18 protein-coding genes are annotated in these 21,988 nt (G+C 61.6%); 9 read left to right on the plus strand and 9 right to left on the minus strand.

The window, feature by feature from the left end; all coding sequences use genetic code 11:
- Positions 1–219: 219 nt before the first annotated feature.
- Entirely contained in the window at positions 220–1,239 is a 1,020-nt protein-coding gene (locus tag NE851_RS29920) for a FecR family protein (protein ID WP_127430731.1), read from the plus strand.
- A 5-nt stretch (positions 1,240–1,244) separates the two neighbouring features.
- Here the strand turns inward: NE851_RS29920 and NE851_RS29925 are convergent, their stop codons facing one another.
- Positions 1,245–3,416, minus strand: a complete 2,172-nt coding sequence (locus NE851_RS29925; RefSeq protein ID WP_047616792.1) for a CHASE2 domain-containing protein — start codon at positions 3,414–3,416, stop codon at positions 1,245–1,247.
- Between the two features lie 288 nt (positions 3,417–3,704).
- Here NE851_RS29925 and NE851_RS29930 point away from each other — a divergent pair, with 288 nt between their 5' ends.
- The 5 genes from NE851_RS29930 to NE851_RS29950 all read left to right on the plus strand — a co-directional run bounded on the left by NE851_RS29930 (position 3,705) and on the right by NE851_RS29950 (position 9,466).
- Positions 3,705–5,306 (plus strand): adenylate/guanylate cyclase domain-containing protein, encoded by a 1,602-nt coding sequence (locus NE851_RS29930; protein WP_127430774.1) that lies wholly within the window; start codon positions 3,705–3,707, stop codon positions 5,304–5,306.
- A gap of 177 nt (positions 5,307–5,483) precedes the next feature.
- Positions 5,484–5,696 (plus strand): 30S ribosomal protein S21, encoded by a 213-nt coding sequence (rpsU, locus tag NE851_RS29935; protein WP_003585885.1) that lies wholly within the window; start codon positions 5,484–5,486, stop codon positions 5,694–5,696.
- A 134-nt stretch (positions 5,697–5,830) separates the two neighbouring features.
- A complete protein-coding gene (locus NE851_RS29940) occupies positions 5,831–6,700 on the plus strand; it encodes a tetratricopeptide repeat protein (protein ID WP_047616361.1) in 870 nt (289 codons plus the stop codon).
- A gap of 528 nt (positions 6,701–7,228) precedes the next feature.
- Entirely contained in the window at positions 7,229–8,881 is a 1,653-nt protein-coding gene (locus NE851_RS29945) for a sensor histidine kinase (RefSeq protein ID WP_097543080.1), read from the plus strand.
- Between the two features lie 102 nt (positions 8,882–8,983).
- On the plus strand, positions 8,984–9,466 hold the full coding sequence (locus NE851_RS29950) for a DUF992 domain-containing protein (protein ID WP_254959550.1): 483 nt from the start codon (positions 8,984–8,986) through the stop codon (positions 9,464–9,466).
- A 63-nt stretch (positions 9,467–9,529) separates the two neighbouring features.
- Here NE851_RS29950 and NE851_RS29955 read toward each other — a convergent pair whose 3' ends face one another.
- From NE851_RS29955 to NE851_RS29980, 6 genes are all read right to left on the minus strand, one after another.
- Complete coding sequence (locus tag NE851_RS29955; RefSeq protein ID WP_127430730.1) at positions 9,530–10,924, minus strand: NAD(P)(+) transhydrogenase (Re/Si-specific) subunit beta; 1,395 nt, start codon at positions 10,922–10,924, stop codon at positions 9,530–9,532.
- A 7-nt stretch (positions 10,925–10,931) separates the two neighbouring features.
- Positions 10,932–11,330: a proton-translocating transhydrogenase family protein gene (locus NE851_RS29960; protein WP_003542949.1), complete on the minus strand. Its 399-nt coding sequence runs from the start codon at positions 11,328–11,330 to the stop codon at positions 10,932–10,934.
- Complete coding sequence (locus tag NE851_RS29965; RefSeq protein ID WP_047616352.1) at positions 11,330–12,478, minus strand: Re/Si-specific NAD(P)(+) transhydrogenase subunit alpha; 1,149 nt, start codon at positions 12,476–12,478, stop codon at positions 11,330–11,332. Before NE851_RS29965 ends, NE851_RS29960 begins: the two co-directional genes overlap by 1 nt.
- Before the next feature lie 154 nt (positions 12,479–12,632).
- Positions 12,633–12,857 carry an aa3-type cytochrome c oxidase subunit IV gene (locus NE851_RS29970; RefSeq protein ID WP_047616350.1) on the minus strand — a complete coding sequence of 75 codons (225 nt, stop codon included), beginning with the start codon at positions 12,855–12,857 and terminating at the stop codon, positions 12,633–12,635.
- A gap of 243 nt (positions 12,858–13,100) precedes the next feature.
- Positions 13,101–13,853 carry an N-acyl amino acid synthase FeeM domain-containing protein gene (locus tag NE851_RS29975; RefSeq protein WP_047616349.1) on the minus strand — a complete coding sequence of 251 codons (753 nt, stop codon included), beginning with the start codon at positions 13,851–13,853 and terminating at the stop codon, positions 13,101–13,103.
- Positions 13,854–13,997: 144 nt separating this feature from the next.
- On the minus strand, positions 13,998–16,301 hold the full coding sequence (locus NE851_RS29980; protein WP_047616347.1) for a putative bifunctional diguanylate cyclase/phosphodiesterase: 2,304 nt from the start codon (positions 16,299–16,301) through the stop codon (positions 13,998–14,000).
- A 326-nt stretch (positions 16,302–16,627) separates the two neighbouring features.
- Between NE851_RS29980 and NE851_RS29985 the strand changes: the two genes are divergently transcribed.
- Positions 16,628–17,167: a TRAP transporter small permease subunit gene (locus tag NE851_RS29985; protein ID WP_047616344.1), complete on the plus strand. Its 540-nt coding sequence runs from the start codon at positions 16,628–16,630 to the stop codon at positions 17,165–17,167.
- A gap of 21 nt (positions 17,168–17,188) precedes the next feature.
- Entirely contained in the window at positions 17,189–18,679 is a 1,491-nt protein-coding gene (locus NE851_RS29990; RefSeq protein WP_047616343.1) for a TRAP transporter large permease, read from the plus strand.
- Between the two features lie 84 nt (positions 18,680–18,763).
- Here NE851_RS29990 and NE851_RS29995 read toward each other — a convergent pair whose 3' ends face one another.
- Positions 18,764–19,870 carry a TRAP transporter substrate-binding protein gene (locus NE851_RS29995; RefSeq protein WP_018243590.1) on the minus strand — a complete coding sequence of 369 codons (1,107 nt, stop codon included), beginning with the start codon at positions 19,868–19,870 and terminating at the stop codon, positions 18,764–18,766.
- Between the two features lie 292 nt (positions 19,871–20,162).
- Here NE851_RS29995 and NE851_RS30000 point away from each other — a divergent pair, with 292 nt between their 5' ends.
- The gene (locus NE851_RS30000; protein ID WP_047616342.1) at positions 20,163–20,942 is read left to right on the plus strand and encodes a gamma-glutamyl-gamma-aminobutyrate hydrolase family protein; all 780 of its coding nucleotides are present in this window, start codon (positions 20,163–20,165) and stop codon (positions 20,940–20,942) included.
- Positions 20,943–21,011: 69 nt separating this feature from the next.
- Here NE851_RS30000 and NE851_RS30005 read toward each other — a convergent pair whose 3' ends face one another.
- Positions 21,012–21,968, minus strand: a complete 957-nt coding sequence (locus NE851_RS30005; RefSeq protein WP_097595176.1) for a 2-hydroxyacid dehydrogenase — start codon at positions 21,966–21,968, stop codon at positions 21,012–21,014.
- Positions 21,969–21,988 lie beyond the last annotated feature (20 nt).

The raw sequence follows: 21,988 nt of genomic DNA on the forward strand, positions 1-21,988 counted from the left end.
TGTTCTCCGCGCCCATACAAATCGCAAATCCAAATGCGGCACAACGGTTCTTTTGCGACGCGCGAGAGCTTTGCTTTTGACACTAAACGACATGATGGCGAAAAACTGCGCGGTTTTCGGTCGACGCCATGCTCTGCCTCCTCCGTCCTAGCCCAACAGGGTGAGAAGACAAGCAATTGCTAAAATGCTAATCATCGCATGTTCTGGGGTATGTGTATCATGTGGGGTTGGCGCTCAGTATCAGTCGCGACGCTTTGCGTCGCGTTAAGCAGCGCATGGCCGGCACCCGCCGCCGAGCCGGTCGGCCAGGCTGTCGTCATCAAGACCGAGGTGACGGGACAAAGCGGCCCGATCGAGGTCGACACCAAAGTTCATCGCAACGAGCGCATCAAGACATCGCAATCGGGGCTCGGCCAGTTCCTGTTTCGTGACGGCACGAAGCTCGCGGTCGGCTGGGGTTCGTCGGTTGTCATCGACAAATATGTCTTCGATGATTCCCAATCGGTCAAGAAACTGACCATCAGAGCGGCAAAAGGGACGTTCCGCTGGGTCAGCGGCAGTTCCAACTCCTCGGCCTACCAGATCCTGACGCCGGCCGGCACGATCGGCGTACGCGGCACCGCTTTCGATTTCTACGTCGGCCCTGACGGCACGACCGCCGTCGTGCTGCTGAACGGCGCGGCCCAGTTTTGCGGCCCGGGCGGCTGCCGGCAGTTGCAGCAGCGCTGCGATTGCGTGGTGGCCAAGCCGAACGGCAATATGTCGGCGGCACGCCGGGTCGATCCCAGTGTTCTCGAGACGCTCGGAAATCCGCGCGCCCTCCCCTTCCTCTCCGGCAATCAGCGACTTTCGGGCGGCATCGGCATGCTCGGCGGCTGCAATGTGGCCTCCGTCGCGCCGGACAGAAAAGAGAGAAACCGGCCCTCGCCTCCGTCTTCAACCGAGCCGGCGCCCAATCCGCAGCGACAAGATCCGCCGCAGCGGCAGGCCGAGCCGCAGAAAGAGCGGCCGGCCACGCCCGACAAGCCCGACAAGCCTGACAAGCCGCATCACGACAAACCGGATAAACCCGATAAGCATGATGGCCGTGGCCGGCATGAACATCACGATCAGCACGATGATCACGACTATCACGATCGAGGGGATCATCGGGATCGTGACCGCGATCACGATAAAGATCGGGATCACAACAGGGATCGGAACCATGGCAAGGGCTGGGGTCTCAATCGCAACCGCTGACGCCCTCAGTCGGCCGCACTCTTCTCCAATCCATCGGGCGCCTCGCGAAAATGATCCGTCCTGCCGGATATTCGTTGATAGAATTCCGCCAGGCCGTCGATCACCTGCACCGCCCTGAGCTTTGCCGTGCCGATAAGCTTGCGGGTGTTCTTCGAATGCGAAAGCAGGGCCTGCATCAGTTGCTGATGAACGCCAACAAGTGCTGCAAACTCGGCAGATGCGGCAACACGTTCGTCGCCGACGACGGCAAGGATCTGCGTTCGGCTGCTCTTGCCTTTGAGCGGAATGGCGCCAGCCTCGATCAGCGCCATCCCCTGCACCGACTTTGCCGTGCTGTCGGATATCAGAATATCGAAGCCAACCTCCTTGCAGCATGATTCCAGCCGCGCCGCGACGTTGACGGCGTCGCCGACCGCCGAATAGTTGAAGCGGGTCTTGGCGCCCATATTGCCGACGCAGGCAAGGCCGGTATGAATGCCGATGCCGATCCCGACCTTTTGTTCAGGCCCGAAGCCGAAGGCGTCGCCGGCATTCAATTCGGCCAGCGTCTCGCGCATGGCAAGTGCAGCGCGAACCGCCTTGGTCTCATGATCGGCCACATCGACGGGCGCATTCCAGAATGCCATGATCGAATCGCCGATGAACTTGTCGAGCGTGCCTTCATTGGCCACCACATGGCGGCTCAGCGCATCGAGCAACGTGTTCAGGAACGCGACGACATCCGTCGGCGCCAGCCGCTCGCTGATCTCGGTAAAGCTCCTGACATCGACGAACATCACCGTCAGCTCGCGGTCGTCGCCGCCGAGGCGCAACGCGTCGCGGGTATGCTCGATGCGATGCAGCAGCGACGGAGAAAGATAATGGCCGAAGGCCCGCCGCACCGCCCGCCGCTCCCGGTCGATCACCAGGATCCGGAAGGAGGTCGCGGCAAAATGGATGATCGATCCGCTGACGATTGGAGCCAGCGGATCGAAGAGAAGTCCTGCATACAGAAACGAGAGCCAGGACGCCACCAACCCCATTGCCGTGATCAGCAGGCCGCAGATCAGCGCGACCGCCGGGCTGACGAAGGTCGTCACCACGACGAGCAGGCATCCGAGCACGGCAATCATCAGGATTTCCAGGCCGTCCGCCCAGTCGGGCCGCGACAGGTAATGACCGGAGAGGATCTGCTCCACAGCCTGCGCATGCAGCGAAACGCCGGGAACGTTCTCGCCGAGCGCGGTGACGCGAATGTCCTGCAGGCCGGCCGCCGACGTGCCGACGAAGACGATGCTGCCGTCGATGGCGGCCGCGACCTCGGGAGCGGCCCCTTCGGCGGCGAGCACCTGCCGGGCGGATATGTACCGCTCGGCCCGGTCGGGACTGACATAAAGCCAGAGTTCGCCCGCCGCCGTCAGCGGCACGACGAAATCCCCGATCTTTGCCGATGTCATGATGCCGGCGCGATCGGGCGCGCCTGACAGCACATAGGTCGACACTCCCTGCGCCACGCGCAGGGCCTCGATCGCCAGATTCGGATAGAGCTGCGTGCCGTCGGTCAGAAACAGCGGCACCGCCCGCACCACCGGCGAGGGATTGCCGGGGTTGAGGCTGATATGACCCAGGCCCGCCGCCTTGGCCTCCAATTGCGGCCTGAGTGGTGTCGAGGCGCGGAGATAGGGTGGAGCCGAGACGGGGCTTTCGCCGGTGAAGGCAAAGCCCGCCTTGACAGGCGGCCGGTAATTGCCCTCGTTGGAAAGACCGAAGCCGAGGACGACGGGTTTCTCGGCAATTGCGCTGGCGAATATCTCGTCATTGTCAGGCAGCTTCTCGGCAAGGGAAGGATCGACGCCGGCAACCTCGCGGACAACGTTGCGCGGCGACAGCCGGTCCGGCTCGGCGAACAGAATATCGAAGGCGATGGCCGCAGCCCCCATCTGCGAAAGCCGGTCCACCAGCAGGGCGATCCGGTCCCGCGGCCATGGCCATTGGCCGAATTCGCGCAACGATGCCTCGTCGATGTCGATCACGCGGACCGGCATCGGCTCGAAGGTTCTGGGAACCAGCCGCTGATACTCGTCGAACGTCACGCCGCGGATCAGCTTGAAAATCCCGGGATCGCCGGCCCGGAGGATCGTCAGCGCAGCCACGATCGCCAGGCCGATAACGACACCGATTTGCTGCACGCGCGTCATCATCTCACCGGGCGTCCCCTCCCACGGCAGACAGGGTAGGGCGGACCGAACCTGCCGTCAGACAGGCTACGCCGCTTTCAGTCCAAACGCCATTCGCACATGCATCCCGAGCAGTGTCTTTTCCGCCTCCCGCATTTCGTTTTCCGGCCGGCGGCCTGCAAACCTCTTCAATACCAACACACCTCCAATTTTGGCCGTGCTTTTGCTTGGATGACAAGGCTTCGACCTTGCTCGGCGCGCGGCGAAATGTTCTTGTAGCGACCGAAAAATCGGATGCTTTCGAGAGCGATGGAGGTCGCCGTGATTTCCGAAACCGCCGCGCGTCGCAGCGGCCACTGGCTGATTGTCGTCGTGCTGGCAATGCTCGCAGGGCTGCCGCTGGCCGTCTGGCTCGATATCAGCGATCTCTCCGGAAACACCCTGCGGCGTCAGGCGCGCGACATGAGCTCGCTGATATCGAGCATCCGCTCCTACTATTCCGCCAATGTCGTGGGGCGCGTGCTGGCCGCCCATGCCAGCGGCGCGACCGAAGGCACGATCGTCTCTCACAACTACGCGAATATACCAGGCGCCATTCCGCTGCCGGCCACATTGTCCCTGGAACTCGGCGACGTCATCAAGGAACAGCAGGCCAATATCACCTACCGTTTCGTCTCCGACCTGCCGTTCAAGAGCCGAGCCTCTCACGAGCTCGACGACTTCGAGAAGAAATCGCTCGCCGCGTTGCGCGCCAATCCGCAGCAGACGCTGAACGATCTCACCCGCGTCGGATTGACCGACACCTTGCGGTTCATCACCCCCGTCGTCATGGGCCAGGCCTGTGTTGCCTGCCACAATAGCCATCCCGAAAGCCCGAAGACCGATTGGAAGGTGGGCGATGTGCGCGGCATTCAGGAGGTCATCATCCGGCAGCCTTATGCGAGCAACGTCTTCGCCTTCAAATATCTGCTCTGCTATTTTCTTTTCGTCGCCATCATCGGCATCAGCTTCATTCTGCTCCAGCGGCAGCAGGCGCGCGCGATCCATAGCGCCAACCAGGATCTGGAAGCGGCGAACGAGTTTCTCGCCAGCGTTTCCCTGAAGATATCGCGCTATCTCTCGCCGCAGATCTACAAGAGCATCTTCTCCGGGCAGAAGGACGTGGTCGTGCATACCGAGCGCAAGCGCCTGACGATCTTCTTCTCCGACATCAAGGATTTCACGGCGACGACCGAGCGCCTGCAGCCGGAAGCGCTGACGGAGATGCTCAACGAATATCTGACCGAAATGTCGAATATTGCCCTGGAGCATGGCGGCACGGTGGACAAGTTCATCGGCGACGCGATGCTGGTCTTCTTCGGCGATCCCGAAACCAAGGGACCGGAGGAGGACGCCAAAGCCTGTCTGCGCATGGCCGTCGCCATGCAGCACCGTCTCGGCGAACTCAAGGACAGATGGCGCAGAAACGGCACCGAAGAGCCCTTCGTCGTCCGCATGGGCATCAACAGCGGCTATTGCAATGTCGGCAATTTCGGCAGCAATGACCGTATGGACTATACGATTATCGGGGCGGAGGCCAATCTCGCGGCCCGGCTGCAATCGATCGCCCAGGGAGGAGAGATCGTCATCAGCTACGAAACCTATGCGCTGGTGAACGAAATCGTCGACGCCCATCCCCTGCCGCCGATCACGATGAAGGGCATCCAGCGCGAAATCGTGCCCTATGCGGTGGATGGGCTGACGCTCGGCGCGGATCACAAGAGCCGTGTTCTCAGCGAGCATCTCTCCGGCCTTGACCTGCATCTGGATATGAGCCGGCTGGAGCCGGCCGACCGCCTCCGGGTCAGGACGGCTCTCAAGGAGGCCATTGCCGCGCTGGATGAAGCCGCGCCCGAAACGGCCGGATCGTGAGCGGATTCGGGGCAGGCGTGATTTTTCCACCTGCCTCCCATATCCATCTGGACTTCCCATACCCGATCTGCTATTTCGCATCACCAATCGCAAGGCTGCGGCCGCGCGAACGTTATTGTTTTGCCTCTGGCCGCTGCGCCGCCTCCGGCATCAACCAACCAAAGGAACGTGATTCTCGTGCAGGTACTTGTCCGCGATAACAATGTTGATCAGGCTCTCCGCGCTCTCAAGAAGAAGATGCAGCGCGAAGGCATTTTCCGCGAAATGAAGATGCGCGACTACTACGAGAAGCCGTCGCAGAAGCGTGCTCGCGAGAAGGCCGAGGCTGTTCGTCGCGTTCGCAAGCTGGCCCGCAAGCGCGCCCAGCGCGAAGGTCTGGTCGCACGCTGAGCGTTGCCGTCGTTTTTTCGACGTTTTCAGATGCATTGTGGCGGGGGCGATGGGTTCGCCGCCGCCTTTTTAGTTTGCCGCTGAAGATCGCATATCCGCGCACCGGATATGCCGCATGGGGAAAGCGAGCCCGAATGGCTGTCAACACCTTCAATCCGTCCCGCGCTTTGCGCTTGCAGAAAACCGCATTCCTGCCCGCCTTGGCGCTGGCGGCGATGTTCGGCCTCGCCGGCTGCGAGACGACCAACACCTCGGATGCCGTGATCCGCATCGACAAGGCGCAAGGTTCGGAAGAGAACATCGCTTCGCTGACGGCTGTTATCAATGCCAATCCGAGAGATCCAGAAGGTTACAACGTCCGCGGCTCCGCCTATGGCCGCGCCGGCGAGTTCCGCCAGGCGTTGAACGATTTCAACACGGCGCTGCAGATCAATCCGCGGTTTTTCCAGGCCTACGCCAACCGCGCCCTTGTCTATCGCAACATGGGCCAGCAGGCTCAGGCGATTGGCGATTACAATGCCGCCCTGCAGATCAATCCGAGCTACGACGTCGCCTATATCGGCCGCGGCAATGTCTATCGCATGGCTGGCCAGGACGATCAGGCTTTCAACGATTTCGACAAGGCGATCCAGCTCGGCACCACCGATGGCCGCGCCTATCACAATCGTGGCCTGATCTATCAGAAGCGCAATCAGCAGGACAAGGCGATCGACGATTTCTCGAAAGCCATCTCGCTCGCGCCGAATTCTGCCGAACCCTATAATGGCCGCGGCATTTCCTATATCGCGCTGAACGACGACGACAACGCCTTTGCCGATTTCAACCATGCGATCGAGCTCAACGGCAACCTCGCCGAATCCTGGGCCAACCAAGCGCTCGTCTACGAACGTCGTGGCGATAAGGCGAAGGCCGCCCGCTCTTATCGCCACGCGATCGGCCTCGATCCCAAATACCAGCCGGCACGCGACGGTCTTGCCCGAGTCGGCGTTGCCCCAGCCGGCTAAGGATATGAATCGGGCGGCCCGAAAACATCGGCCGCCCGTAGCAGCCCCTGCCGATCGCACCGCCCATCGGGGCGCCGGCCAAAGCCCTGAAGATTCAAACGAATCTTGCGGAAGCACCCTGCCTATATCGTCAATGTGAGATTGTGTCGCGCCGGGCGGCGGAAGCGATCCCCGCCAAAAAAAGCAGCCGCGCGCCTCCTTCAGAAGAGACGCCGGAAAAAGCGTCCGTCACGGTCGATCGCGTGTCATACCATGTTGCAACCTGCTCTTGCTCCCCCTAACATGGCGCTGCTTCGATAGCCCGCTATCGGGCGTTCGAACACGTGTTGGGGGCGGTTTGCGAGAGATGCGGATCTTTGCTTTCCTGGCCGCAAGCGAAAACCGTTGCGGGCCACGCGCATTCCGGCGCCGCGCGTCTTTTCAGGCGCGTAAAGGATGCAGTCACCCTGTGAATGGCTGCATAATTGTACCGTTAGATCGATCCGATTTAAGGAATTATGCCGTAGCCCACGTCATGTGGCGCGGCAGATGAAGATCGTCGCACTGTTCTTTCCCAAAGCCTCGATCGGCACCTACCTCGTCGCCATGGCGGTGGCGATCGCACTGCCGATCTTCGCCTTTGTGACGTTGCTTCTGCTACAGCTGGAAGACAACCAGCGCTCGGCGCTGAGGCGCGAGACGGCCCAGGATGCGCTCGCCCTTTCGCGCATCATTGATCGCCAGCTTCAGGATATGGCAACGACGCTGCGGCTGCTTTCCAGCTCGCCGGAGCTGGAAAATGGCAATCTCGCCGCCTTCCACGAACGCACCGAAACGGCCCTTCGAGACAATACGCTTTTCGTCATCGCCGTCGATCGCAGCGGCCAGCAGTTGTTGAACACACGCCGGGCATTCGGCACACCGCTCGACAAGACGGCGAACATGCCTGCCCTCGAGGCGGTCATGGCTTCCGGTCGCATCGAAGCATCGGACGTCTTTCGCGGCCGGACCAGCGGCGATTGGGTCTATAACGTTACCCTGCCGCGGAAGAACGATCCCGTTGCTGCCCTCATCATTACCCAGGATGCCAAGGATCTGCGCAAGCTCGTGACCACCGAGGGTCTTGCAACCGGCTGGTCGGCTGCCGTCATCGATGACAGCGGCCATGTCGTCGCGGCCACCGGCCCCGCCAATCTAGAACCCGGCACGGCTTTCGATCCGCGCATCCTGCCGGCACTCACCGCGCCGCGTGGCGTCTTCCGGGACGAGACGATCCTGCCGCACATGCTCCTCGGTTATGCCCAAATCCCAGGTTGGTCGTGGAAGACAGTGATCTGGGGACCGATCGCCCAGGCTTCGATCCTTAGCACCTGGCGTTTCCTCATCATCGGCGGCGTCGCCCTGGTGCTCGTCGCCGTGCTGGGCGCCTATGCCGTCGCAAGGCAGGTGCGTACCACCATCCGCGATATCGCCGAAATGGCGAACCGCATGGGCGAAGGCCATATCGTCTCGCCGGTCGAGACCAGCGTCATCGAGGCGAACCAGGTGGCGATTGCTCTTTCGAATGCCTCTTTCGATCGCAGCCAGACCGAGGACCGACTGCGTTTCGTCATGCATGAGCTCGTCCACCGCACCAAGAATCTTCTGACGCTAGCCCAGGCAATGATGCGCCAGCTCGCCAAGCAGTCCGACAGCGTCGAGACCTTCCGCGCCGCCGTCGCCGACCGCCTCGAGGGGTTGGTGCGTTCGATCGAGCTCCTGACCAGCGAGCAATGGGGCGGGGTGTCGCTGCGACGGGTGGTCGACATTCATCTGCAGGCCTTCCCGCAATCGCGCGAGCAGATCGACATCAGCGGGCAAGACTTCGTGCTGAAGCCGGATGCCGTGCAGAATCTCGGCCTCGCTTTGCATGAACTTGCCACCAATTCGGTGAAATACGGCGCGCTCTCGGTGCCGCAAGGCCGCGTCCGCTTCGAATGGCGCGATATCAGGGAGGAAGACAAGCCGGATGCCCTGCTCCGCTTCACCTGGGAGGAGCAAGGCGGCCCGACGGTCACCGAGCCATCACGCTCGGGCTTCGGCACGACCGTGATCAAAGCCCATGCCGCCTCCGCCTTCCGCGGCACGGTTGAGATCGATTTCCGCCCCGAAGGTCTGCTGTGGGTGCTGACGGCGCAACGCGCCACGCTGGAGCGGGAATAGAGCGCTGCGCGTCTCTGCAGACGCGCTGTCACTTTGAATCTGCGCCCGGAACAATCGCTATTTCCACCCGTTTCGGACAGGTCGTTCCAAAGGAGAAAGGCCATGTTCAAGCAAATCATGGTCGCAGCCGCGGCACTGACGGCCGCTGCCTGGGCGAGCCCGGCGGGCGCGGAAAACTATGTCACGCTTGGCCGTCTGGTCTGCGGATCGGATGGCGGCCAGGGTCTGATCGTCACCTCGCAGAAGAACCTCATCTGCACCTACACACCGGCATCCGGCGGCGCCAAGGCGGTCTATGCCGGAAAGATCGAGAAATTCGGGCTCGATATCGGCCAGACCGGCAAGAGCGTCATGATCTGGCAGGTGCTGGCAAAGACCGGCACGGATATCCCGCAATTCGCCCTCGCCGGCGAATATTACGGGATCGGCGCCGATGCGAGCATCGGTGCAGGCGCCGGCGCCAAGGTCATCGCCGGCGGCACCGACAAGGCCTTCATGCTGCAGCCGTTGAACGTTCAGGCGCAGGAAGGTTTGAATCTGGCGATCGGCGTCGAGAAGATGACGCTGGTGCCGGGCGAGACCTGAGGAAACTAGCCAGGTCTGCCGCAAATCGAACAGCCGCCCCGAGGGCGGCTGCATCTTTGTCGATCAATGCGCGATCGCCTTGTTGATATCCTCGGTCATCTTCTTCGCGTCACCGAGCAGCATCATCGTGCCGTCCTTATAGAACAGCGTATTGTCGATACCCGCATAGCCCGAGCCGAGCGAGCGCTTGACGAAGAGGCAGGTCTTTGCCCGGTCGACATCGAGGATCGGCATGCCGTAGATCGGCGAGGTCTTGTCGTCGCGCGCCGCCGGATTGGTGACGTCATTGGCGCCGATGACATAGGCGACATCGGCCTGAGCGAATTCCGAATTGATGTCCTCGAGCTCGAAGACTTCGTCATAAGGAACGTTGGCTTCGGCGAGCAGCACGTTCATGTGGCCGGGCATGCGGCCTGCGACCGGATGGATCGCATATTTCACCTCGACGCCGTTTTTCTTCAGATTGTCGGCGAGCTCACGCAATGCATGCTGGGCCTGGGCGACCGCCATGCCGTATCCCGGCACGATGATGACCTTTGAAGCATTCGCCATCAGATAGGCTGCATCCTCGGCCGAGCCGAGCTTCACCGTCCTGTCGGATGTGTCCGGCCCGCCGATGGCCGTCTCACCCCCGAAACCGCCGAGGATGACGGAGACGAAGGAGCGGTTCATGCCCTTGCACATGATGTAGGAGAGGATCGCGCCGGAGGAGCCGACAAGCGCGCCGGTGATGATCAGCGCCAGATTGCCGAGCGTGAAGCCGATCCCGGCCGCAGCCCAGCCCGAGTAGGAATTCAGCATCGAGACGACGACGGGCATATCGGCCCCGCCGATCGGCACGATCAGCAGAACGCCGAGCGCCAGCGACAGCGCCACGACGGCCCAGAAGTCGAAATGGCTTTCGGTGGCGGCAAGCCCGATGATGAAGAGCACGATCAGCATCAGCAGGCTGGCATTGATCACATGCCGGTAGGGCAGCAGGATCGGCTTGCCGGACATGCGTCCGTCGAGCTTCAGAAAGGCGATGATCGAGCCGGTAAAGGTCAGCGCTCCGATCGCCACGCCGAGCGCCATTTCGACACGCGCCTCGGTGTGAATGTGGCCGATCTCACCGATGCCGAAGGAGGCAGGCGTATAGAGTGCGGAGGCCGCTACCAGTACGGCCGCAAGGCCGACCAGCGAATGGAAACCGGCGACGAGCTGCGGCATCGAGGTCATGGCGATGGTGCGGGCGACATAGGCGCCGACGCTGCCGCCGATGGCGAGGCCGAGGACGATCAGCACGAAGCCGCCAAAATTCGGCGTGGCCAGCACGAGCGTCGTCAGGATTGCGATCCCCATGCCGATCATGCCGTAGAGATTACCCTTGCGGCTGGTGGCCGGATGCGACAGGCCGCGCAGCGCCAGGATGAAGAGAACGCCGGAGACGAGGTAGAGAAAGGCTGCGATATTGGTCATCGGTCCCTTACCTGTCCTTCTTGCGGTACATCGAAAGCATCCGCTGCGTGACGAGGAAGCCGCCGAAGATGTTCACCGAGACGAGCACGAGGGCGACGAAACCGAAGCCGGTCGCAAGCCCGCTTGTGGAGATGCCGACCGCCAGAAGCGCGCCGACGACGATGACGGAGGAGATCGCATTGGTGACGGCCATCAGCGGCGTATGCAGTGCCGGCGTCACCGACCACACGACGTAATAGCCGACGAAGATCGACAATACGAAGATGGCGAGCTGGAAGACGAAAGGATCGATCGCCCCGCCGGTCGCAGCACTTGCCGCTTCCGGTGCCTGGGCCGCCGCCGTGATGACGGCGGTCACCGCCTGGTCGAGCTGCTCCAGCGCTCTGTCCATTGCTTCACTGGCCATCAGATGTCTCCCTTCTTCGCGCCGCCGAAGGCGGGATGAACCACGTCGCCGGCATAGGTCAGCATCGTCGCCTTGACCAGCTCGTCGTCGAGATTGACGACGACGCGGCTGGTTTCCTTGTTGACCATGGTCTCGAGGAAAGTGACGAGATTCTTGGCGTAAAGCGCCGAGGCACTGGCCGCAACCCGGCCCGGCATATTGGCGAAACCGATCACCCTGACGCCTTCGACATCGGCGATCTCGCCGGCGACGACGCCCTCGATATTACCGCCGCGCTCGACCGCAAGGTCGACGGCGACCGCCCCTGATTTCATCCCGGCAAGCATGGCGCGCGAAACGAGCCGCGGCGCCGCACGACCGGGAATCAGCGCGGTGGTGATGACGATATCCTGCTTGGCGATGTGTTCGGCTACCAGAGCCGCCTGTTTCGCCTGATAGTCGGCGGACATTTCCTTGGCGTAGCCACCGGCCGTTTCCGCCGCCTTGAATTCCTCGTCCTCGACGGCGATGAACTTGGCGCCGAGCGAAGCGACCTGCTCCTTGGCAGCGGGGCGAACGTCGGTGGCTGAGACCGCCGCGCCGAGACGACGCGCGGTCGCGATCGCCTGGAGACCGGCGACGCCGGCGCCCATGACGAAGACCTTGGCGGCCGGGACGGTGCCGGCCGCCGTCATCATCATCGGCATGGCGCGGTCATAGACACCAGCCGCCTCGATGACGGCCTGGTAGCCGGCGAGATTGGCTTGGGACGAAAGCACATCCATGGACTGGGCGCGGGTAATGCGCGGCATCAGCTCCATTGCGAAAGCCGAAAGCCCGGCACTTGCCAGAGCCGCGATCGCTTCGTCATTGCCGTAGGGATCCATGATGGCGATGACCACAGCACCGCTTTTATAGCCTGAGATTTCCGATCCGCTGGGACGGCGCACCTTCAGCACCACGTCGGCGGAGGCCGCATCGGCAAAACTGCCGATCCTGGCCCCAGCAGCCTCGAACTCCCCGTCCGGAATGCGGGAAGCCGCACCGGCGCCGGCTTCGACGACAACGTCGAAGCCGAAACTCTTCATTTTCTTCACGGTCTCGGCGGAGGCGGCGACACGCGTCTCCTCGCCCTCAGTTTCTCTCGCAACGAAAACAATATTGCCCAACTGCCCCCTCCTCCGGGTCAGCCGGACCGCCACAGGCTAGCCTGCGCGGGCCAAGCACCTAGTTCACAAAGCTTCGGAGAAGCTCTCCTCCCCTCAGAGCGCCGTGCACCTTTCGGACGCACAAAGGACGCTCTGACCCTCCGAATCTACGCGATTAGCGGAGCAGGACGATGCCGATGGCGAGAAGAATGATGAAGACGAAAAGACCGCCCAAAAGACCGGCGCCGCCGAAGAAACCGGCTGTCATTGCAAGCAGGAGGACGATGAGGAGCATCGAGCCGTATTTCGCGCCGGCGATGAACATGTCGTAGGTCTTTTCATGTTCCTTGTAATCCATCGGCGCGCCGGTCTCGACCGGTCCGGTATGATGTTCGGCCATAAATATCGTCTCCCTGAAATGCCTCTGCGCTGCCTGATTCCCCCGCTCTTGCGAGGGAAGTCCCTACGTGCAGGGATTACACAATGACAGGCGAAAGCGCAATGCATGAGAATGCCGCAGGCGCGGGTGACAACCACTATGTCAGAGGCCCGGAAAGAGCCTGAAGAGCGGCTGATATCTCTGCATTCGTCGCCCAATTCATCGGCCCCGCGGACATCGTCCCTCCGTCGGGGCAAGGACAAATCACAGCGGCAGGTCGGTGCCGAGTTCGCCTTGCGGCACGAAGCGTGCCGTCGGAATGATGGTGAGCGGCGGCAAGGTGTCGTTGGGATTGCGCGAAAACATCATGCGCTGCTCGCTGGCGCTGGAGATGAAGAAGGGATAACGCGTCAACAGCTTGCGCCCCACCTCGATCACATTCGTCGCCATCAGCGTCATGTCGATCCCGTAATTCTTCGCCAGCCGGCCGGGCACGACCGTATCGGCGTAGAAGACCCGCTTGTAGAAAGCCGCATGCGGCGGCCGAACGAACTGAAGAACGCGGTCCGCACGGAAATACGCTGCCGCCACGATGGTCGGCCTCAGCGTCAGATAAGGGATCCAGGGCAGATCGGCGGTGAGCTCGGGGTCGGCCGCAAAACGCGCCGGATCGATCAGGGTCAGTCCTGCATCCAGAAGCTCGTCCATCGCCTCGGGGAAGGCGCCGCCGGACTGGCTGAGGCGATGCTCGGGTGTCACATAATGAACCCGGATCGTGCTGACCAGCTCACCATAATAATACAGTCCGAAAATATAGGCGTGGCTGTCGAAATCGCTATCGTCCAGCAGCCCTTTCGGGGCGAGCGCCAGCACGTCATGGGCCTTGTAGGCCTTGTAGCGCAACCGTTCCACCTCTTCCATGTCTTCGCTGCTTTCGACGCGGCGATACTCGACATGATCCAAAATTTCCAAAATTTTTGTGCTGAAATCGCTACGCTTGAACAGTGTTTCTGACATTTCTCGATCCGCTCGTTAACGGATCATTAATCATACGCCAGTGAAATTTAGGCAAGGAAATCCGATAATTTCGGCCGTTTTTAAATTGTTAAGGTTAACGCGGCGCGTGACTTTCAGTGGAGAAAATCGGCCGATGAAGAGCGCTCAGGCGACTTTGTTGCGACGGCGTTGAACGACGCGGCGGCCGATGCCCTGCTGCAGCAGCGGGATATTTTGGGAAGGCACCGGCTGCGAGAAAACGTAGCCCTGCACAAGATCGGCGCTGCGGTGCTTGTTGAGCAGTGCGAGCTGCTCCTCGGTCTCGACGCCTTCGATGACGATCTTCAGGCCCAGTTCGCGGGCGAGATGGACGGTGCCGCGCAACAGCTTGAGCCGGCGGGTATCCTCGACGATGTTGCGCACGAAGGAGCGATCGATCTTGACGATATCGAGCGGCAGCGTGTCGAGATAGCTGAGGCTGGAGAAGCCGGTACCGAAATCGTCGATGGCGATGGTGATGCCGCGAGCCCTGAGCTCCGCCAGGATGGCGCGTACCGCCGCCGGCTCGTCGATCAGGCAGCTTTCGGTGACTTCGAGATGCAGCCGCGCCGCATCGAGGCCGGAATGGGCAAGCGCATCGGCAACCACCGCAAGGATGTCGGCATCGCGCAGGTCCCGCGCCGAGAGGTTGACCGAGACGGCGATATGGTCCGGCCAGTTCATGCATTCGCTGCACGCCTTGAACAGGACGAAACGGGTGATGTCGGAGATGATGCCCATATCTTCGGCGAGCCGGATGAAGACGTCGGGCGGGATCGAGCCCTTCTCCGGATGCACCCAGCGCGCCAATGCCTCGGCGCATTCGATGCGCGAGCCGTCGGCCCGGAACATCGGCTGGAAGACCAGATGCAGCGCCTGCGCCGACACTGCGTCGCGCAGATCCGCCTTCAGCTTCTGCTGCTCGATATAACGGCCGTCCATCTCCCGCTCGAAGCCTGATATGCCGCCCCTGAAGCGCGACTTGCTTTCAAACAGCGCCAGATCCGCCTTGACGCTCCATTCATCCATCGCAAAAGCGGTGCTTTCAAGGATCGCGTAGCCGGCGCTGAGCGAAACGAGGAAGGTCAGCTCGTCGACCTCATAATGACCCTGGATCGCGGCGTGCACGCGACGAATCTCGATGTCGAGCGAAGCCGGCTCCTTGGCATGCGGGAAGAACAGGATGAACTGGTCTCCCATCAGCCGGCCGAGGATGGCGTTGCCGGAGGCCTGCTTGATGCGGGCGGCGATGGCACAGAGCAGATGGTCGCCGGTGACGTGGCCGCGCATGTCGTTGACATGTTTGAACTCGTCGATATCGAGGACCATGAAGCCGAGCGGCCCGGACTTCCTCTGATGTTTGCCGAGATACTCCTGCACAAGCTGCCCGAAATATTCGCGGTTCGGCAGGCCGGTCAGCGCATCGAAGCGGACCATGTGCATGATCTTCTGCTCTGCCTTCACCCGGCTCGACACGTCCTCGAAGATCAGCACGGCGCCGCCATCGGCCCTACGGCTGGCGGAAAATTCGAGCGACAGGCCCTCGGGGAAATGAATGAGCGTGCGCGACAGGTTACCTTCGGCAACCTGGGTGAGCTGGCGCAGGATCAGCTCCGGCTGCGAGGCGTCCATGAAGCTGTAGCGCGCGCCATAGCGCAGCACGGCGCCGAGGTCGCGGTCCTTCAACCGCTCCGGCGCACCGATCTTCAGAAGCTCGCAGGCCTTGCGATTGACGACCTGGATACGGTTTTCGGCATCGACCATGACCAGGCCATGCGGCATGTTGTTGAGCGCCGTATCGAAGCGGTCGGCGATGATGGTGATTTCCCGGCGCGCGATGACATTCTCATAGAGGAACTCGCGCACACCGTTTGCCATCGCCCGCGTCGTCAGCCAGAAGGGAATGAGGAAGATCGACAGCAGGCCGCGATAAAAATCCAGCGCCAACAGGCTGCAGACGATCATCGGCAGACAGCAGGAGAAGGTCTGGAGGTCGACCGCCAGGCGTGAACCGTAATTGCGGCCGACGACGGAGACCATCGTCGCCATCGTGACGGCAATGCAGGCAAGCTCCGCAAAGGAATCGTGCACGACGAAGATGGCATAGCCGCTGGCGATGCCAAGCAAGGCGGTGGTGCAGGCCGCACCGGCAACCAGGATCCGCTCCCAACGCTCTATTCCGGCGCGCGACAGGCTTTCCTTGTCGACGCAATCGAACTGCCGGAAGATGACCATGCGAACGCAGAAGACCAGAAGGAAGGCGGCCGCCAGCGGGATATAGACGAAGAACTGCGTCTTGGCGGCAACGGCAAGGCACGTGGCGACATGCACGATCACGCCAGCAAGAAGCGTCATGCGATTCCCGGAAAGGGAACTCACAAACGACAGATACACATCTATAGGGACCCTGTTCGGGTTATCTGGCTTCATCCACACTTTCCCTGTGCGCGGGAATTCTAAGCCCAACCCTTTAAAAATTGATTTCAATGGAATCAAACATTTGGTCAAATTTTCTAAAACCAGAGGATGAACAGCACAGCCTACGCGAGATAATGCATCCTTCTCGCGAGTTTATTGAAATAATTTATCCACGCCTGGGTTGTCGAAATATTCGACGGCGCTAAAGCACGACCGGCGCGGATAAGACTATACTCCAAGGCCAGGCATTTATCCTTTCAATTTCAAAGGCCGTAGTCTACATCGGTTGCAAAGGGAAAACTGCCGGAAAACCGGCAGGATAAGAACAAGGGGAGAAAATGTCGGTACTTCTGGCCGCCAGTCGGCTGATCGACTCGATCAGCCAGTTCATGGGCAAAATTTCCGAATATATGGTGCTGTTCTGCTGTCTGATAAGCGCCGGAAACGCCATCGTCCGCTATGCCTTCAACTACAGTTCGAACGGTTGGCTTGAGATCCAGTGGTATCTCTTCGCCTTCGTCGTCCTGCTCGGCGCCTCGCATGCGCTGCGCAACAATGAGCATGTCCGCGTCGATCTGATCTATGGCTCGGTTTCCGACAGGGCGAAGATCTGGATCGACATTGTCGGCCTTATCGTTTTCCTCCTTCCCGCATGCATCTTCCTCACCTGGATTTGCTGGCCGTTCTTCGCGCTTTCCTACCAGCAGGGGGAAATATCGGGCAATGCCGGCGGGCTGATCCGCTGGCCCGTCAAGCTGGTCCTCGTCGCCGGTTTCGGGTTGCTTTCCCTTCAGGGCGTTTCCGAACTGATCAAGCGGATCGCAGCCCTTACCGGCCATATCAGCATCGATATGAAATACGAAAAGCCGCTGCAGTAGCGCGGGCTGGGAGAAACGGATTTGTTTGATTTCGGCATCATCCCGCCGGCCATGTTCCTGGGCATGGTCATCTTCATGCTCTACGGCTTTCCGGTCGCCTTTTCGCTCGCCGCCGTCGGGCTGTTCTTCGGCATTATCGGCATCGTCACCGGCCATTTCGGCGAGGTCTTCCTGCAGGCTCTGCCGCTGCGCTTCTTCGGCATCGTCTCCAACGACCTGCTGCTCGCCATCCCCTTCTTCACCTTCATGGGCGCGGTGCTGGAGCGCTGCGGGCTGGCCGAGGATCTGCTCGAAGGCACCGGCAAGCTCTTCGGTGGCATCCCCGGCGGCCTCGCCTATGCCGTCATCCTCGTCGGCGCCGTGCTCGGCGCCATCACCGGCACGGTGGCCGCCTCCGTCATCACAATGGGGGTGATCTCGCTGCCGATCATGCTGCGCTACGGCTACAGTCCCCGCCTTGCCACCGGCGTCATCGCCGCCTCGGGCACGATCACCCAGGTGATCCCGCCCTCGCTCGTGCTCGTCGTTCTCGCCGACCAGCTCGGCAGGTCGGTCGGCGACATGTATCTCGGCGCGATCGGTCCCTCGATCCTGCAGGTGACGATCTTCGTGCTCTTCATCCTGGTGATGTCGATCATTCGGCCGAAGTCGATGCCGCCGCTGCCGAAGGAGGTGCGCGGCGACTTCAACTGGGCGCTGCTCGTGAAAGTGCTGATGGGCATGGTGCCCTCGATCGTGCTGATCTTCCTGGTGCTCGGCACGATCTTCATGGGCCTTGCGACACCGACCGAAGCCGGCGCGCTCGGCGTTGTCGGCGCCATGCTGCTCGCCGCCATGAATCGTCGCCTCACCTGGCCGCTGATCCGCGAGGCGATGACATCGACCACGCATATCACCTCGATGGTGGTGATGATCCTCATCGGCTCCACCTGTTTCAGCCTTGTGTTCCAGGGCATGGACGGCTCGCGCTGGATCGAGCATATGCTGTCGGGCATACCAGGCGGCCCGGTCGGCTTCCTGATCTTCGTCAACATCTTCATCTTCGTGCTCGCCTTCTTCCTCGATTTCTTCGAGATCGCCTTCATCGTCATCCCGATGCTCGCCCCCGTCGCCTCCAGTCTCGGCATCGACCTGATCTGGTTCGGCGTGCTGATCTGCGTCAACATGCAGACGAGCTTCATGCACCCGCCCTTCGGCTTCGCGCTCTTCTACCTGCGCTCGATCGCCAGCAAAGACGTCAAGACCTCGGATATCTACATGGGCGCACTCCCCTGGGTCGGCATGCAGCTGATCCTGGTGGCGATCGTGATTTTCTGGCCGCAATCGGTAACCTATTGGCTGGATCGCGGCCCGAAGGTCGATCCGAACTCGATCAAGATCGAAGTCCCGGGCTTCGGCGGCCAGCTCGGCCTGCCGCCGCTGGGCGGCGGCAACGGCTCACCGCAGATCCCCGGCCTGACCCTGCCGCCACTGAACGGCCTGCCCGGAGCACCGCCGCCACCTGCCAAATAGCAGCCCAGAAAAACAAAACCCCGGACGGAATCCGGGGTTCTGCCATTGCGTTCATCTCAACTGCCGAGCTTGCCGGCGGAAAGCTTAAAGCTTCCCAGCCCGCTGCTGGATCATCATGAACGTGTCGAAGGTGTATTCCGAAAGCTGCATCCAGAGATAGGCATCCCGCTTGAAGGCGGTCTGATCGTCGTAGATCTTCTTGAAATACTGGTTGGTGCCCGAGATTTCGCTGTAGATGCCGGTCGCAGCCTGGAAGCATGCTTCCATGATCTCCTGGCTGAACGGGCGCAGCGTCGCGCCTTCCGCAACGAGCTGCTTCAGCGCCGTCGGGTTCTTCGTGTCGTACTTCGCCAGCATATTGGTGTTGGCGAAGGCGCAGGCATCGGTCAGGGCTGCCTGATAATGCTTGGGCAGGCTGCTCCATTTTTCGAGATTGAAGAATCCGTGCACCGTCGGGCCACCTTCCCACCAGCCCGGATAATAGTAGTACTTCGCCACCTTGTGGAAGCCGAGCTTCAGGTCGTCATAGGGACCGACGAATTCGGCCGCATCGATCGTGCCTTTTTCCAGTGCCGGATAGATGTCGCCGCCGGCGATCTGCTGCGGGATCACGCCGACCTTTTCCATGACACGGCCGGCAAGGCCGGCAATGCGCATCTTGACGCCCTTGAGGTCGTCGAGCGTATTGATTTCCTTGCGGAACCAGCCGCCCATCTGCGCACCGGTATTGCCAGCAGGCAGCGCATACATGCCTTGTGTGGCATAGAATTCGTTCATCAGCTTGTTGCCGTTGCCTTCGTAATACCAGGCATTGGTCAGGCGGCTGTTCAGGCCGAACGGAATGGCCGTTCCGATGGCATAGGTCGGGTCCTTGCCGACGAAATAATAGGAGGTGGTGTGGGCTGCCTCGACCGTACCGGCGGCGACGGCATCGACGGCCTGCAGGCCCGGCACGATTTCACCGGCCGCAAAGGGCTGGATCGTGAAATTGCCGTCGGTGGCGGCGGCAACATGCTTGGCGATATCCTCGGCTCCGCCATAGATCGTATCCAAGCTCTTCGGAAACGACGATGTCATGCGCCACGCGATCTTCGGATTCTCCTGCGCGATCGCAGGCGCTGCCAATGCCGTTGCGGCGACCGCACCGGCGCTGGCGGTTCCCGCCTTCTTGAAAAACGAACGACGATCCATCAAAAACCTCCCATATAGATGGCACTGCGCGGTCAGTCTTCACCCCTACCCGCAGCGAGGGCAAAGCTAAGCATGGCAGTGGCCGCGATTCAAGCTTTAGTCTATTAGCCTTTGGCATCAAGATGGCAATAGGACGGCGCACACGTACCCATCAGAATCAGCGGCTTAGCGGCAAACGCCAGCGGCGGCACCGCCTCCGCCGCAATTTGCCTGGCTGATACAGCCAAACGTTGACTTGACGGCTGTTCTGGCGGCAGAAATGACCAGCATAAGATTTTTGACCGGGGCTGATATGACGAAACCGATCGTTGCCATTCCTGCCGATATCCGTAGCTTCGACGGCGCCACCTGGCACGCCGCGCAGCATCAGTATCTGCGTGCTGCATTGAATGCGGCGGGCGTCATGGCCTTCATCATCCCCGCTTTCGAGGAAGGCTACGATACCGACGCGATTCTCGACCGCGTCGACGGCCTGCTGGTTTCCGGCTCGGCCAGCAATGTTCATCCCTCGCTCTACGGCGCGGAGGCGAGTGACAAGGACGGCCCTTTCGACCCTGCCCGCGACGCCACCAGCCTGCCGCTCATCCGCCGCGCCATCGACCGCGCCATCCCGATGCTCGCCATCTGCCGCGGCATCCAGGAGCTGAATGTCGCCCTCGGCGGCTCGCTGGCAAGCGAGATCCAGGAGCAGCCCGGCATCTGGGACCATCGCCGGCCGGAAGGCGTCGACCGGGACGGCATGTACGCCGTTCGCCAGAGCGTCCATGTCAAGGAAGGATCCTGCATCGCCGGCATTCTCGGCCCGGGCGAGGTCCGCGTGAATTCCCTGCATCGCCAGGCGATTGCCAGGACCGCCCCGCGCCTGCAGGTGGAAGCGACCGCCGAGGACGGCACGGTGGAAGCCGTTTCCGTCATCGACGCCAAGGCCTTCGCCGTCGGCGTGCAATGGCATCCGGAATATTGGGCTGAAACCGACAAGCCTTCGAACAAGCTGTTCGCCGCTTTCGGCGACGCCGTCCGCGCCTATGCCGCCGGCAAGCTGCCAGCCATCCCCGCGCAGGCAATCGCCTGATGCTGCGGCGCCGACGCGCCGTGCGTTAGACAGCGCGCTTGAGCCGGCCGCAGAGTCGGTGCGACACGCCTAAGCCTTCTGCGGCGTCTCCGGCACCGGCGTCAGCGCCGCACCGTTCTCGAACCAGGCGATGAGATTGTCAGCGACGAGATCGGCCATCGCATTGCGCGTCGGCACCGACGCGGAGGCGACGTGCGGCAGCAGCACGGCATTGGCCGGCTCCAGCAAGTCGGCCGGCACGGTCGGCTCTTCATAGAAAACGTCGAGGCCGGCCGCTCCGAGCGCGCCGGAAGCGAGGGCAGCACTCAGCGCCTGCTCGTCCACCGTCCAGCCGCGACCGACATTGACGAGAATGCCGTTCGGGCCGAGTGCGGCCAGAATATCGGCATCGATCGTCTTGTGCGTTTGCGGCGTCTTCGGAACGATCGCGATCAGCGTATCCACCGCTTCCGCCAGCCCCTTCAATGTCGGGTGATAATCGTAGGCCACATCGGCATGGCGCGACCGCGTGTGATAACTGATCTTCACCTTGAACGGCTCGAGCCGCTTGGCGATTTCGAGCCCGATGCGGCCAAGACCATAAAGCCCGACATGGCGGCCCTTGAGCGAGAAGCGCGACAGCGGATAGGCAGTGCCCGGCTTCCAGTTGCCCGCCCGCAGCCAGGCTTCGGCCCGCGGCAACTCGCGGACCGTATTCAGCAGCAGGCCGATCGCCGTATCGGCGACCTCGTCGTTCAGGACATCAGGCGTATTGGTGACGACGATGCCTTTCTCGGCAGCATGTTTCACATCGACGCCGTCATAACCGACACCGAAATTGGCGACCACCTCGACTCCAGGCAGTTGGTCCATCCAGGCGCCCGGAAACGGGCCGGAAACGGCGACGCCGCGGATACGGCCGGCGGTCTCGCCCTCAAGCGCAAGCCTTTCCTCGCGTGCGACGGCGATGATATCAAAACGATCCTTCAGCCTTTCGAGAACACGCTCGTGTATCTTCCCAGGGACGAGAATGGCAATGCGGGACATGGCTTTTCCTCTTGGATGAC

Source organism: Rhizobium anhuiense bv. trifolii, from assembly GCF_024346605.1.
Taxonomy (GTDB): domain Bacteria; phylum Pseudomonadota; class Alphaproteobacteria; order Rhizobiales; family Rhizobiaceae; genus Rhizobium; species Rhizobium anhuiense.